This window comes from Streptomyces sp. AC627_RSS907, assembly GCF_019049165.1.
Map to the genome: position 1 here is coordinate 1 of NZ_JAGMUE010000195.1, position 571 is coordinate 571.

The following is a 571-nucleotide window of genomic DNA, read 5'->3' on the forward strand; positions in this document are numbered from 1 at the left end:
GGCACCTGGCAGGACCTGACCGTGTCGGTGAACGAGATGGCCGGCAACCTCACCCGGCACGTGCGCGCCATCGCCGAAGTGGCCACCGCGGTGACCCGCGGCGACCTCAGCCTCAAGATCGAGGCGGACGCGGCGGGCGAGATCCTGGCGCTCCAGGAGAACATCAACACGATGATCGCCAACCTGCGTGAGACCACGCTGGCCAACAAGGAGCAGGACTGGCTCAAGGGCAACCTGGCCCGCATCTCCGGGCTCATGCAGGGCCGGCGCGACATGGAGGACGTGGCGCGGCTGATCATGAGCGAGCTGACGCCGGTGGTCACCGCGCAGCACGGCGCGTTCTTCCTGGCCACGCCCACCGGCGACGCCATGGACGCCACCCAGGAGGCCGGCGACGGTTCGGGGAGCGGGGCGTACGAGCTGCGCATGATCGGCGGTTACGGCTACTCGAAGCACGACATGCCCACCACCTTCGAGCCGGGTGACGGGCTGGTCGGGACGGCCGCCGAGGAGAAGCGGACCATCGTCATCGAGAATGTCCCGGCCGGCTACCTCAAGATCGGCTCCGGGC

The 571-nt window shown here is 69.2% G+C and carries 1 protein-coding gene; it reads left to right on the top strand.

What is annotated here, in order from left to right; genetic code table 11:
* A partial coding sequence (locus KUM32_RS31415; protein WP_217145357.1) for a HAMP domain-containing protein occupies positions 1–571 on the top strand: 571 nt, incomplete at both ends.